Consider the following 14,151-nt stretch of genomic DNA (forward strand, 5'->3'; position numbering starts at 1 on the left):
TATGATAAAAACGAATATACTCGCTTTATTGTTGTTAGCAACGTTCACAGCGACCGCCCAAAAAGGAGATCCTGTAAAGACGACCTTTCAGAGCTCCCGAGAATGGCGTCCGACAATTGACAACCGTGCAGATGCTGTCATGATATATGGAACCGGGGGAAATCCTTCCGACAAATCCCGAAAAATTCCATTTGAAGAACGGGTAAAATCCTGGCGTGATAGGGGATATATTACGCATTTTATGACGGGTATTGCCTGGGGGGAGTATCAGGATTATTTTACGGGAAAATGGGATGGGAAAATGCACCTGGATGAGGGACAAGTTGATGTAAAAGGTGATACCATCTGGCATGGTCACATGGTGCCTTATATTGTCCCGACTGAAAATTATTTGAAATACATCAAGGAGATGCATGTCAAACGTGTTATTGATGCGGGGATTGATGCCATTTTTATGGAGGAACCCGAATTCTGGGCAAGGGCAGGTTATAGCGAATCATTTAAGAAGGAATGGAAAAAGTATTACGGTTTTGATTGGCGCCCACAGCACGAATCGCCTGAGAATACCTACTTATCCAATAAATTAAAGTACGCTTTGTACCTCAATGCACTGAATGAAGTCTTTACTTACGCCAAAGCCTATGGGAAAACCAAAGGGATGGATGTAAAATGTTATGTGCCCACACACTCGTTGATCAATTATTCACAATGGATGATTGTCAGTCCTGAGGCAAGCTTGGCCTCGCTACCCTGTGTTGATGGGTATATCGCACAGGTATGGACGGGGACTTCACGTGAACCCAATTATTTTAATGGTGTGGTGAAAGAACGTGTTTTCGAAACGGCATTTTTAGAGTACGGCGCAATGGAATCCATGACTGCACCGACCGGAAGAAAGATGTTTTTTCTGACGGACCCGATCGAAGATTGGCCTCGTGACTGGGCAGATTACAAGAAAAATTATCAAGCGACTTTTACCGCGCAACTTTTATATCCGAATATTGCCGATTATGAAGTCATGCCCTGGCCCGAACGAATCTATGAAGGATTGTATAAAACAAGCGCCAAGAGTGACCAAAAGGAAAAAATACCACGGCATTATTCGACCCAGATGCAGGTGATGATCAATAGCCTGAATAGCATGTCCAAAACGACCAGTAAAGTGTCCGGATCGACAGGGATCAGCATTCTGTTGGCAAATTCACTGATGTTTCAACGTTTTCCGACACATGCCGGATACGACGATCCACAATTGGCCAATTTTTACGGACTCGCTCTTCCTTTCTTAAAACGTGGTGTTCCAGTTAAAACAGTTCACTTGGAGAATTTAGCGGTCAAGAATGCCTTAGCTGAGACAAAGGTGCTGTTGATGTCGTATTCCAACATGAAGCCCTTGGCTCCCGAGGCCCATCAATATCTTGCGGACTGGGTAAAAAATGGGGGCGTACTTATATATTGTGCGACGGATCTCGATCCCTTTCAATCCGTCCAGGAATGGTGGAATACAAATGGCAACCAATATCAAAGACCATCAGATCATTTATTTGAAAAAATGGGCTTGCGGGACGGAATGGCTAAGGAGGGGCAATATAGCTACGGAAAAGGTACTTTCTATGTTTTGCGTTCAGATCCCAAAGAATTTGTTGTCAAGCCGAACAACAGTCACAAACTGTTGGACCTGACTAAAAGTCTTTACGATGCAAGGAGTAAATCTGGGAAACTTCAATTTAAAAACTATTTTACATTGACAAGGGGTATCTATGACCTGATCGCTGTATTGGATGAGAGTGTGAGCAATCAGCCTTATCAGGTTAAGGGGAATTTAATCGATCTTTTTGATCCGACTCTACCAATTGTTACCTCCAAAAATATCCAACCTAATGAACAGTGCCTGTTTGTCAATATAGATCATGTTGTAAATAAACAAAAGCCGCAGGTATTGGCATCGGCAAGTCGTATTTACGATGAAAAATCGACGGGCCATCAATACTCATTTACGGCTAAAAGCCCGATCAATACCACAAACATTTCACGGATATTATTACCCGCCAAACCAAAGAGCCTTGTCGTGGATAAAAAGGAAGTTTTTGCAGAAGCAAATTGGGATACGAAAACAAAAACCTATCTGCTGGAATTTGAAAATAGCCCCGAGGGTGTATACGTGGATATCAAATGGTAGCATGTTAGATCGCTTGAATTTTAGTATGATGAAAGAGCGTGTGCTGGCCATATAAAATATCAAACTTGGGACGAAATAAGCCTTAGTTGCCGTATCAGATAGCAAAAAACCAGATTCTCTCGAATCTGGTTTTTTTGTGGATAACTGAATTCAGAATACCAGTATGAAGCTGTTTCAAGTCAGGTTCTTTGCGATCGTTTCAATCAGATAGCTACAATGATCCGCGGTTAAATTTTCAGTTCGAAGATGAGTACATCTTTAATGGAAATCGCGATTCTAACCGAAGCTACCATCCGAAAAGAATATTACTTCGATTGCGATTCCTGGAATTCCGTCGGGCTGAGTCCAAATTGTTTTTGGAAATTTCGGGAAAAATGTGTTGCCGAGCTATAGCCTAATAAATTGGAAATTTCGTAGACTTTATATTGTCGTAAACTAAGCAGTTCCGCCGCTTTCCGAAGCCTGGTCAGATTGATTAGTTCATTTGGAGAGAGGCTCGACACCATATTGATTTTTCGATACAGTGTTGGTCTACTCATGCAGAGTATATCCGCCATTCTATCGACATTAAATTGCGGGTCATCCAAATGTTGCATAATGATTTCCTCTATCCTGAGCAGGAAATCCTGATCGTTTTGGTTCTGTCCGATTTGCTGGATTTGAGACATCGGATTCTTGATGAAAAATTCCTTGACTTTAATCCTGTTTTTTAGCAAGCTGGCAATTTGTGCCCGTAAAAATGCGGGCGAAAAAGGTTTTTCGATATATGCATCAGCACCATATTCCAGGCCTTGAATCTTTGATTCTATACTGTTTTTTGCTGTTAATAGAATAACAGGAATATGTGCGTAAGCGATGTTTTCTTTAATTTTTTGGCAGAGTTCATAGCCATCCATTTCGGGCATCATCACGTCGCTGATGATCAAATCAAAGTATTCAGATTCAAGTAGATCCAAGGCCTCATTTCCATTTGTACTTGTGGTGATATGGTAATCCTCATTGAGGTCATCTGCAATAAATTCAAGTAATTCAGCATGGTCATCTACCACTAATAAATTGGCTTTTGCATTCATAATTATTGGTTTGAGTTGTGGTTTAGTGGTAAAGTTAAGCGGAATACATTCCATTGAAAATTTTCAACATCATACACTAAACTGCCCTGATGTTTTAAAACCAGGGATCTGGTTAACGCCAGGCCTAAACCACTGCCTGGAATGTTCTTGTTTTGTTTTAAGCGATTGAATGGTTCGAAAATTCTTTCCCTTTCCTCCGAAGGAATTAATGCACCGTCGTTTTTCACCGTCAATATAGCAATATTTTTCTGTTTATCCAGCTCTAAATTCACTTCAATGACCTTTGATGAGTATTTTAGGGCATTATTGAACAAGTTATAACAGATCTTTTCAAAAGCATCTATCGCAACCGAACCAATGATGTCAGGCCTGATGAAAACCTGCATACTCTTCCCTTGCGCTTGGATAGTGACACCAAAATCGTTGCTGATTTTTTGCACCGTCTGGCTAATATTTGCCAGCTCAAAATGTAATTTAAAACCCTCGGTTTCGACCTGTCTAAAATCCAGTAACTCATTACTGAGTGCAATTAGTTTTTCCGTATTGTTCTGCATGGTCAAAAGCAGCTTATCTGTTACCGGATTGTGTTCGACTTTGTCCATGAGTTTTTCCAAAGGCGCCTTAATCAATGTTAATGGTGTACGTATCTCATGGACTACATCCGTATAAAAATTGATTTTCGCCCGATAGAGCTCCTGTTCCCGAAGATTCTGCACCGTCAGCAAATGTTGGCGGTTACGTTGTTTTATCTTTTCATTAAAATGATAAATAATAAATATAATCAGGCCAATGAGAATGAGCGCATAGCAGATATAGGCTGGTATGCTTGCCCAAATAGGTGGCAGAATAACAATTTTAAGATTTGCAGCAGTGGGGATGATATTTCCATTGGGATCTTCAGCTTTGACGGTAAAAACATAACTTCCCGGTGCGAGTTTAGTGAAATACACCCGTTGATTGCCGGTGATATCAACCCAATTGTTATCAAGACCTTCCATCTTATAGCTGTAATGAATAGAATGGGGGGCCTGATAATGAAGTGCCGCCACATCGAGACTAAAGGATGATTCATCATGTTTCAATTGAATCTTATCCGTAAATAAAATGGATTTCGAAAGGATATGTCGGTCTGTATACTGATTGATTGCTTTGTTATTGATGTAAAGGTTGGTGACATAGATCGGGATCCGGGTATTGTAATTGATCTGATTGAGTTTTTTTGGATCGAAACGGATCAAACCATTGATAGTGCCAAAGTAAAAATGACCATAGCCATCGTCAAATGCAGAATTGTAATTAAACTGAATGGAAGGTAGGCCAGATTCCAGGTTGAAAATCCTTTTTTTTCCATTCGATAAATGATAACGTACGAGCCCTTTGGAAGTGCTTACCCAAAGATTGTTTTGCTGGTCTTCGAGAATGGCCAAGATCACATTACTGGGCATTCCTTCTTTTATACCAATCTTTTCAAAACCTTCACCTGTGGGAATTTTTTTCGCCATACCACCTTCTGTGGCAATCCAGATCTGTTTTTTAGAATCTTCAAATAAACTATTGATACGGTTGTTGGGAAGAGAACTCGGATTGTCCTTTTGATGCGTATAATGCTTGAGATCTCCGTTATTGGGATTATAACAATATAAGCCATCTCGCCAGGTACCCAACCAGATATTTCCCTGTTTATCTTCAAGCACGGTCGTATAAAACATATATTCCGGAACGTTGCGTATCAAATGAAAGGATTTATTGGCGAAATCAAAACGATACAAACCTCGGGTGGAAGCTGCTAAAATTTCTCCCTTCGTAGTTTTATACAGGTAAAAGAGAAAATTACTCTGTAACTCGGGATTCGGGAAACTATTTCGATCGATATGGTAAACAACTTTTTCTTGTATCGGATCGAAAATATCTAAGCCATTGACGAAAGTCCCGACCAATAATTTATTGTCAAAGGGGAGGATTCCATGAATATTATTGTTCGCCAGATTTCCCTTTTTATCAGAGAAATTTTGAATCTGTCCTGACCTCGGATCTAGCCTGGATAAACCACCATTTTCAGTTCCGATCCAGACCTTGCCTTTCGGGTCTTTGGTAATGATACGTACGACAGAACCTTTTAAGCTACCGGGTTTGTCCTGAGGTAAAAACTTTTCGATAATACTATTGTTCTTGTGATAGTAGTTGACTCCACCGAAGTAAGTACCGATCCAGATTCCTTGATCTTTGTCCTGCAGGATATTGTAAACAGCGTTGTCGGAAATACCCCATGGATTTTCCTGTTCTTTTTGAATATTGATAAAGCTCTGGTCAGCAATTTGATAAATAAATAACCCTGATTCGGTCGCAAACCAATATTCAGTATCATTCGGTTGGAGGATATCCCGGACATAAAGAAATTGCTTGAGTTGGTCTGGACCTAGCATAGATTTTAAAGTTTTTTCCTTAAAATCGTAAACATAAACGCCAGATTTAGAGGTGCCGATCATGAGTTCCCCCTTACGGTTCTCCGTGATTTTTTCTATGCTGAACCAATCTTTTGAACCATATTTTACCTGAAAATCCAATAGGAGTGAGGGCTTATCCGAACTATTGATCTGGAATATTTTACCCTCTGGAGTACCATAGAAGATGGTCCCATTTTTTGTGCAGCTTACAGCGGTAATATAAAGATCAGATGTGGTAATCTGTTTGATTTCATTGTTGATCAGATTGTGGTAGTAGAGCATCCCATTGGATATAAACCAGATCCTTTTTCTTTGGTCCGTAATGATAACGGGTACATCTGCATGCTCAAACTGTTTGCTTAATAACTTAAACTGTTCGTCGATGGGATTGTAACAATAGATCCCCTGATCGGTACCAATCCAGATTCTTTTTTTGAAATCCTCTTTCAAGGAGATGATATTATTGCCTCCTAGACTATTCTTGTCAGAAGCCGAGGCATCAAAATGTTTGAAACTATTTCCATCAAAGCGGTTTAAGCCATCCTTCGTGCCAAACCAGAGAAACCCATAGCTATCTTGCATACTACAGATCACTGCATTGTTTGAAAGCCCCTCATTAATCTGATAATGGTTGAAGTAATAAGGTTGTGCCTGGATCAGAAAAGGAAACAGCAACAACAGAGATAGAAAACGGACCGGCTTTAGGTTGATCATGATCATTTGGTTATTGATACAAAATAGCTCAAAATTGAAACAATTTAATCCCAGAAAAATAAAAAAAATTAGGATTTTAGTATTTGTATTGTAACCAATAAAATTATAAAAAATATAGAAAACAACACATTTGTCATTCAATAAAGATTATAAACTATTAAATCATAACAAATGAAAGGAAAATTGATGTTGCTGGGTATTTCTGGTATACTTAGCTATTGTTGCTTGTCTTGTCAGCAAACGAATAGTTCAAAAACCACCCCAAACGACACTGTCGCAGCCTTGATGGACACTTCATCATTTAGCACAACGATTGATACGAAAAAAGTCTATTTATACGAATTAACCAATAAGAATGGTGTACAGGCCTATTTTACAAATTATGGCGCACGCCTGGTAGGCCTTTGGGTGCCCGATAACAAGGGGAAATTGTGTGATGTGGTTTTGGGATTCGCGAAGGGCAGTGATTACAATAACCCCAAAGAACCATTTTTTGGAACAATTGTAGGGCCTTTTGGCAATCGGATCGCAAAAGGGAAATTTAAATTGGATGATAAGGGCTATACATTGGCGGTGAATAATGGGCCGAATACATTGCATGGCGGTTTTAAGGGCGTACATTTTGCGCATTGGATCTTAAAGAAGGCCGATCAGTCATCCCTTACTTTCGCCTATACATTGCCGGATGGACAGGAAGGGTTTCCGGGTAATATTCAGATGGAAGTTACCTATTCGCTGAATGACAACAATGAATTGATGATCGCTTACCGTGCCGAGACCGATAAAAAAACAGTTATTAACTTAACAAATCACGCTTATTTTAATCTGAATGGTGAGGGGAGTGGTACAATACTGGACCATCAACTTCAATTGTTTGCCAATCAATATACGCCCGTTGACAGTACATTGATACCTACTGGCCAATTGATAGCGGTGAAAGGAACTCCTTTCGATTTTACTGCGCCCAAGACTATCGGAAAAGATATTAATACCAATGATCAGCAACTCAGTTATGGGAAAGGTTATGACCATAATTTTGTATTGAACAAAGACAAAGAGGGTGAATGGTATAAAGCCGCACATGTTGTAGGTGATAAATCCGGTATTGTTATGGATATCTTGACGAATGAACCGGGGATCCAATTCTATAGCGGCAATTTTATGAATGAGCAAGTGCAGTTAAAAAACGGGAAAAAGGATTCATTCCGAACAGCTTTCTGTCTCGAACCACAGCATTTTCCAGATGCACCAAATCAACCCAAGTTCCCAACGACAGTTGTAAGTCCTGGAGAAGTCTATCAAACGAAATCCCTGTATCGTTTTTCGGTAAAATAATACATATTAATAATGATTGGTTTTGGAAGTACATCTCGATAGAGATGTGCTTTCTTCTTTTGATACAAATAGGCAGTGTTTTGAGAAAAATCAATCATCCAACTCATTGATTAAAACTTAATTTTGGGTAATCAGTTATAAAACTAATCAAGCCAATAATGACAAAAAAAATAGGCCTATTATCTTATTTAATTGGAATTTGTTTTCTAAGTTCAGCGCAAAACAATGCCGTAATCGCTGTTGATCAGCTACCGGTTGAAGGGAAGAATTTAAACTATATTAATAACCGTTTACCATTAAAACAGAATGCGCTGCTGAAACTGCCTGTAGGTAGCATTGTTCCTCAAGGTTGGTTGGGGAAATATTTGGAATTACAGAAAAATGGCCTTACGGGACATTTGGGTGAGATTAGCGCATGGTTATCCAAAAAAAACAACGCCTGGTTGAGTTCGGATGGAAAAGGAGACTACGGATGGGAGGAAGTTCCCTATTGGTTGAAAGGTTATGCAAATCTGGGCTATATTCTGAAAGATCCTAAAATAATAGCGGAATCAAAAATATGGTTGGAAGCAGCGATTAAAAGTCAACGGCCGGATGGATACTTTGGCCCCCTGATGCTGCGCAATAATAAACCGGATTTATGGGGCAATATGATTATGCTTTGGTGCTTGCAGTCCTATTACGAATATAGCGCTGATCCACGTGTTCTGACCTTAATGACCAATTATTTTAAGTGGCAGGCAAGTTTACCTGATAGTTTTTTTCTAAAAGATTATTGGGAGAACAGTCGTGGTGGAGACAATTTATTGTCAGTCTATTGGCTTTATAATAGGACGCAAGGGAATGAATGGCTTATGGATTTGGCCGATAAAATCCATCGCAATACAGCAAATTGGCGACAAAAGAATGATTTACCCAATTGGCACAATGTCAATATAGCACAGTGTTTCAGGGAACCGGCTACCTACTATCTTAAGAGCCAATCAAGCGACGACCTGAAGGCGACCTACGCTAATTTTCACTTTGTCAGGCAGGTATTCGGCCAGGTGCCGGGAGGCATGTTTGGTGCTGATGAAAATGCCCGCCCAGGATATACCGATCCACGGCAGGGCGTCGAAACCTGTGGTATGGTTGAACAAATGGCTTCCAATGAGATCCTGCTAGGGATAACAGGAGATCCTTTTTGGGCTGATCATGCTGAAGATGTGGCCTTCAATACATATCCCGCAGCTGTAACAGCAGATTTTAAGGCACTACGTTATATCACCAGCCCCAATATGAGTATTAGCGATAGCCATAATCATGCCCCGGGCATTGATAACAATGGTCCATTTTTGATGATGAATCCCTTTAGTTCACGTTGTTGCCAGCACAACCATAGTCAGGGATGGCCGTATTACGCAGAGCATCTCTATATGGCAACAAACGATAATGGTGTTGCCGCGGTATTATATGCAGCATCCAATGCGGATGTTAAGGTCGGAAATAATCAAAAGATCCGAATTCAACAAAGCTCTAATTATCCATTTGAAGAAGCTATTCGCTTTGTCATCGGAACAAATGGAAAGACAATTGATTTCCCATTTTACTTGCGGATTCCGGCTTGGGCAAAACAGGCACAGGTCAAAATTAATGGAAAGACACAGAACTTAGAATCGGGCGCGAAGTATATCCGGATCGATAGAAAATGGAAAGATGGAGATCAGGTTGAACTTTTGTTACCAATGTCCATCGAGTTGAATACCTGGACGGCAAATAAAAACGCCGTGAGTATTCAACGGGGACCATTGACCTATGCCTTGAAGATTAAAGAGAATTATGTACAAAAGGATAGTAAAGCTTCTGCTATTGGCGATTCAAAATGGCAGGAAACCGCTGATCCGACCAAATGGCCCTCCTATGAGATCCTACCGGCAAGTGATTGGAATTATGGTCTTGTTCAAAATCAGTTAACAGCACCGGATCAATTGAAGGTGGTTAAGCGGGCTTGGCCAAAAGATGCCTTCCCATTCGAAGCGGACGCAGTACCGATTTCCATTATGGTCAAAGCAAAAAAAGTTGATGGTTGGAAAATAGATGAAAATGGATTGACAGGGGTATTGCCATTGAGCCCTGTAGCGAGTCAAGCTGCGGTACAGGAAGTAGAATTGATTCCAATGGGGGCAGCCCGTTTACGTATTGCGGCGTTTCCAACAGTAAAGTAATTAAAGATATAAATGACATAACGATTTTTATGATGAAGAAAACCTTATTTTTTGCCAGTCTGATGATGGCTGCTCAACTGAATTTTGCGCAGGAATGGAAACCTGTTGGTTCACGCATTCTGACGCCTTGGGGTGAAAAAGTAACAGCACAGAAGCCTCATCCAGAATACCCAAGACCGCAACTGGTGAGAACCAATAACTGGCAAAATTTAAACGGCTTATGGAAATATGCCATTACCCCAGTAAATACAAAAGAAATTCCACAGCAGTGGGATGGAAGTATTTTGGTTCCTTATGCTATAGAATCGGCACTTTCTGGGGTAGGTAAGGAAGTTGGCAAGGATAAAGCCTTGTGGTATACGAATACGGTTACTTTGGACAAGTCTGTCAATAAAAACAATGTATTGCTCCATTTTGGCGCGGTGGACTGGCAATGTGATGTATATGTAAATAATCAATTGGTCGGAAGACATGAAGGTGGTTTCGATCCTTTTACGATGGATGTGACCTCTTATCTCAAAAAAGGAGCCAAGCAGGAAATTGCTCTTCGTGTATGGGATCCTACCGATGATGGACCACAGCCGCGCGGTAAACAGGTTAACCGTCCCAATGGTATCTGGTATACACCGGTTACAGGGATATGGCAAACGGTATGGTTAGAAAGTGTACCACAGTCTTACATTGTGAAAACAAAACAGACACCAAGATTAGATGAAGGTGTACTTGCCTTTCAGGCCACAGTAGCAGGTAGTCAAGCGGGTGATCAGATCAAAGTTCGCGCATTAAATGGAACACAAGTTATTAAAGAGCAAGTGGGGCAACCAAATACGGCCTTTGATCTTTCTGTCCCAAATTTGGAAGCCTGGTCACCGAGTAATCCAAAACTATATGATCTGGAAATTCAGTTACTTCGCAAGGGTAAAGTCATTGATCAAGCAAAAAGCTATTTTGCCATGCGTAAGATTTCAATGGAAAAGGACGAAAATGGGATACAACGCATGCTGTTGAACAACAAGTTTACCTTTCAATACGGACCACTTGATCAGGGCTGGTGGCCCGATGGCTTGCATACGGCTCCTACGGATGAAGCTTTAAAATTTGATGTGATCAAGACAAAAGAAATGGGTTTTAATATGATCCGTAAGCATATTAAAGTTGAACCCGCACGCTGGTATCGCTATTGTGATAGCATCGGTATGCTTGTGTGGCAGGATATGCCAAGTGGTGACCTGGGGGGAAATCATTGGGATATGCAACCTGGAAAAATATCAGGTGGAAATCGGGATAAAGTGCGTTCGCAGGAGTCTGAAGGATACTACAGAAAAGAATGGAAGACCATCATGGACGTACTACACAATTACCCGAGCATTGTGATCTGGGTACCTTTTAACGAAGCTTGGGGCCAGTTTAAGACAAAGGAGATTACCGAATGGACAATGGCCAATGACCCTTCCCGATTGGTAAACAGTGCCAGTGGTGGTAATTTTATGGAAACAGGTCATATACTGGATATACACAATTACCCGGATGCAGCGATGCCGGATCCAAAATTATTTGGTGCAAACCAGGTGCTGGCACTGGGCGAATTTGGTGGACTGGGGCTGCCCATAGATGGTCATTCCTGGCAGCAAAAGGATAACTGGGGCTACCAGAGCTTTAAAAATAAAACCGAACTTCTCGAACGATATAAGCAACTGATCCGTGATCTGACACGACTAATTCCAATGGGATTGTCGGCAGCTGTTTATACACAGACGACAGATGTGGAGGTGGAAACCAATGGTTTAATGACCTACGATCGTAAGGTGGTAAAAATGCCTGAAGCGGAATTAAATACTGCCCATCAGGCCTTATATCAAGCGCCAACGAAGTAAGTCAGTCAATGTTTGTACTCTATCAATGGAGATTGTAGTAGGATAGAAATAATTTTTCGGATACAATGTGTGGACATATCGGGATAAAATAAAAATAATAGCATGTTACAGTCAATGTTGCTAAAATATTGGAGTGGAGTTTTGTGCCTGTGCCTGTTGAACTCTTGCAGAAGTTCTTCAGGTTCAGGTGCACAAACTGTACAGACCACAAGGGCATTCGTAAAGAAGACGACCTATATAAATCCTGTTTTTGAACCGATACTTGCGGATCCTACAGTAGTACGCAATCCGCAGAATAAATTATTTTATGCTTATGGAACGGCGGACAACTGGAGTGATGGCAAAGGGCAGCGTCTAGTTTCTATTTTGCAATCAAAAGATTTGGCGCATTGGACCTGGATCGGGACAGCATTTTCGGCCAAACCAAACTGGAAATCAGAAGGTGGGATTTGGGCCCCTGATGTGGTATTATTGAACGGAAAATATGTGATGTACTATGCGTACTCCACCTGGGGTGATCCTAATCCAGGTATTGGAGTAGCTGTAGCGGACAAACCCGAAGGGCCATTTGTAGATCGGGGCAAACTGTTCGATAGTAAATCAATCGATGTGCCTAATTCGATAGATCCCTATTTTTTTAGGGAAAAGAACCATAACTACCTCTTCTGGGGAAGTTTTAGCGATGCCAGTACACAAGGAACTTATGGAGTACCTCTGGATAAAGAAGGAACGCAAGTACCAGATTTGAATAAGAAATTTAAAGTTGCGGCTGGTGATTTTGAAGCAGTGGTGATCCATAAAAGAAAAGACTATTATTACTTTATCGGTTCAAAGGGATCCTGTTGCGAAGGTGAAAAAAGTAGTTACCACGTACTCGTTGGCCGGTCAAAAAAAATGATGGGACCTTATTTGGATCGGGAGGGACGTGATCTAACCCAAAGGGGAAGCGGAACCTTATTGCTGAAAGGGAATGATAAATTTGTCGGGACAGGGCATACCTCCCGGATTATAACCGATGATCAGGGCAATGACTGGTTACTTTATCACGCTATGGATCCTAAAAGGCCACGCGTTTCTACAGGTGGTAATCGCCGCATGCTATTATTGGATCAGGTAATTTGGAAAGAAGATTGGCCGATGATTGAAGGCGAGACAAGCAGTGTCATCGCGAAAAAGGCTCCGATATTTAAATAGATCTTAAAGTAATAGTTGATTAACCTTATAACCGTAATTGGGCAAATACTTCATCCCTATTGCAGTTTTCACGAGAAAATATGGCTGCTGAATCAAATGCAAGTGTATTGTTAACCTGACTATTTTTTTCGTACTTACTGTTATTATATGTCGATAAACCTATTCGCAGATGCTTCCGTAGACGATTAGCTTAAATGCTGGTCCAGCCATTGATCAATGAACTGAAAGACTTCTTCCCTGCAATCTTCGTTGAGTATTTCGTGACGCATGCCTTCGTACAGTTTCACAGTAATATCGGTCTGTCCCTGCAGACTTAATTGGGTGGCGGTTTGTTCCACTCCCTTTCCGAAATCACCAATAGGGTCATCCTGTCCACTAATAAATAATAGGGGTAAACCTTTCGGAATGCGTTTTGTCAGTTCTTTATCTGTCGCGCGTAGCGATAAACTCAATACGGTATAAAAGCCATTGTTCGTAAATAAACCACCACATAAAGGATCTTCGATAAAAGCAATGCGATTCGCTTTGTTGACACTCAGCCAATTGCTATTATTTTGATTGGGTTCATTTTTAAATCCGGCATTATTACGCTGATCAAATATGCTGTTAATCAATCGGCTTCGTTTTTTAGGTGCAAAGGAGTTGAGAACAGCCAACAGCATACGAAAAGCGGTGGATCCCTTTTGTCGCGCGCCCGTCCCAACGATTATTGCCCCTTTAAAACGATCTCCTGCTTGTTGTAAAGCACAGCGGGTAACAAAAGATCCCATTGAATGCCCCAAGATAAAATGCGGTTGATTGGGATAGCCTTGTTGCAAGACAGAGCTCATTGTTAACGCATCCTGTACCAATTGTTCCGCTGGATCGGATTGTTGAAAATACCCTAATCCATCTGTATTAACGGCCGTCTTCCCATGCCCCAACTGATCATAGCTTAGTACAGCAAAACCACGGTCAGCCAGATGATTGGCAAGCATTTGATACCGGCCACTATGTTCCTGCATGCCATGAACAATCAATATTGTCGCTAATACCTTTTGGTTCACAGGTTCAAATATACTGTAGAAGAGTTTATGGCTTGGTTTACCTTCAAAAGAACTTATTGGAAAAAGATTGGACGATACCGTATTCATT

General features: G+C 41.0%; 8 protein-coding genes. 5 read left to right on the plus strand and 3 right to left on the minus strand.

Annotation, left to right across the window (positions count from 1 at the left end):
• Position 1: 1 nt before the first annotated feature.
• Entirely contained in the window at positions 2 to 2,179 is a 2,178-nt protein-coding gene (locus LC454_RS01415; protein ID WP_223578427.1) for a hypothetical protein, read from the plus strand.
• Positions 2,180 to 2,484: 305 nt separating this feature from the next.
• Here the strand turns inward: LC454_RS01415 and LC454_RS01420 are convergent, their stop codons facing one another.
• Both LC454_RS01420 and LC454_RS01425 read right to left on the minus strand, forming a co-directional pair.
• Positions 2,485 to 3,252, minus strand: a complete 768-nt coding sequence (locus LC454_RS01420) for a response regulator (RefSeq protein ID WP_223578429.1) — start codon at positions 3,250 to 3,252, stop codon at positions 2,485 to 2,487.
• Positions 3,253 to 3,254: 2 nt separating this feature from the next.
• A complete protein-coding gene (locus LC454_RS01425; RefSeq protein WP_223578432.1) occupies positions 3,255 to 6,410 on the minus strand; it encodes a two-component regulator propeller domain-containing protein in 3,156 nt (1,051 codons plus the stop codon).
• A gap of 171 nt (positions 6,411 to 6,581) precedes the next feature.
• On the opposite strand from LC454_RS01425, the gene LC454_RS01430 reads away from it, so the two are divergent.
• From LC454_RS01430 to LC454_RS01445, 4 genes are all read left to right on the plus strand, one after another.
• Positions 6,582 to 7,745: an aldose epimerase family protein gene (locus LC454_RS01430; RefSeq protein WP_223578433.1), complete on the plus strand. Its 1,164-nt coding sequence runs from the start codon at positions 6,582 to 6,584 to the stop codon at positions 7,743 to 7,745.
• Positions 7,746 to 7,903: 158 nt separating this feature from the next.
• A complete protein-coding gene (locus LC454_RS01435) occupies positions 7,904 to 9,949 on the plus strand; it encodes a beta-L-arabinofuranosidase domain-containing protein (RefSeq protein WP_223578435.1) in 2,046 nt (681 codons plus the stop codon).
• A 29-nt stretch (positions 9,950 to 9,978) separates the two neighbouring features.
• Entirely contained in the window at positions 9,979 to 11,823 is a 1,845-nt protein-coding gene (locus tag LC454_RS01440) for a glycoside hydrolase family 2 protein (RefSeq protein ID WP_223578437.1), read from the plus strand.
• Between the two features lie 102 nt (positions 11,824 to 11,925).
• On the plus strand, positions 11,926 to 13,017 hold the full coding sequence (locus LC454_RS01445; RefSeq protein WP_223578439.1) for a family 43 glycosylhydrolase: 1,092 nt from the start codon (positions 11,926 to 11,928) through the stop codon (positions 13,015 to 13,017).
• 185 nt (positions 13,018 to 13,202) lie between these two features.
• On the opposite strand, the gene LC454_RS01450 is transcribed toward LC454_RS01445, so the two are convergent.
• Positions 13,203 to 14,150: an alpha/beta fold hydrolase gene (locus LC454_RS01450; protein WP_223578441.1), complete on the minus strand. Its 948-nt coding sequence runs from the start codon at positions 14,148 to 14,150 to the stop codon at positions 13,203 to 13,205.
• Between the last annotated feature and the right edge of the window lies 1 nt (position 14,151).

The sequence above is a fragment of the Sphingobacterium sp. GVS05A genome (assembly GCF_019969845.1).
GTDB lineage: Bacteria > Bacteroidota > Bacteroidia > Sphingobacteriales > Sphingobacteriaceae > Sphingobacterium.

Excerpts from the sequence above, each read along its gene's own strand:
- LC454_RS01415 (WP_223578427.1), top strand. The coding sequence starts at position 2 with ATGATAAAAACGAATATACTCGCTTTATTGTTGTTAGCAACGTTCACA.
- LC454_RS01420 (WP_223578429.1), bottom strand. The coding sequence starts at position 3,252 with ATGAATGCAAAAGCCAATTTATTAGTGGTAGATGACCATGCTGAATTA.
- LC454_RS01425 (WP_223578432.1), bottom strand. The coding sequence starts at position 6,410 with ATGATCAACCTAAAGCCGGTCCGTTTTCTATCTCTGTTGTTGCTGTTT.
- LC454_RS01430 (WP_223578433.1), top strand. The coding sequence starts at position 6,582 with ATGAAAGGAAAATTGATGTTGCTGGGTATTTCTGGTATACTTAGCTAT.
- LC454_RS01435 (WP_223578435.1), top strand. The coding sequence starts at position 7,904 with ATGACAAAAAAAATAGGCCTATTATCTTATTTAATTGGAATTTGTTTT.
- LC454_RS01440 (WP_223578437.1), top strand. The coding sequence starts at position 9,979 with ATGATGAAGAAAACCTTATTTTTTGCCAGTCTGATGATGGCTGCTCAA.
- LC454_RS01445 (WP_223578439.1), top strand. The coding sequence starts at position 11,926 with ATGTTACAGTCAATGTTGCTAAAATATTGGAGTGGAGTTTTGTGCCTG.
- LC454_RS01450 (WP_223578441.1), bottom strand. The coding sequence starts at position 14,150 with ATGAATACGGTATCGTCCAATCTTTTTCCAATAAGTTCTTTTGAAGGT.